Origin of the sequence: Paraburkholderia sp. SIMBA_053, assembly GCF_046534895.1 — a bacterium.
Lineage (GTDB): Bacteria > Pseudomonadota > Gammaproteobacteria > Burkholderiales > Burkholderiaceae > Paraburkholderia > Paraburkholderia caledonica.
The window spans coordinates 1-234 of record NZ_JAWRXU010001771.1; the positions used below are offsets into that span (position 1 = coordinate 1).

Annotated in this window: 1 pseudogene; it reads left to right on the plus strand. The window is 63.2% G+C overall.

Annotated elements, in window-relative coordinates:
- Positions 1–234: pseudogene (gene cpsB / locus SB753_RS41615) on the plus strand (mannose-1-phosphate guanylyltransferase/mannose-6-phosphate isomerase); the annotation flags it as partial.

Sequence of the window (234 nt, forward strand, 5' to 3'; positions counted from 1 at the left end):
GGTTCATGGGACGCCGTGTGGCAGGCAATGGAAAAGGACGAGTGCGGCAACGCGTCGAATGGACGCGTTCTTTTCGAAGGCGCGACGGCAACGTATGCGCGTTCGCAAGGCGGCCGGCTCGTCGCATGTGTCGGCACCAACGACCTGATCGTCGTCGAAACGGACGACGCGGTTCTGGTGGCCGACCGCTCGCATGTGCAGGACATCAAGGGACTCGTGTCGCGCATCAAGGCC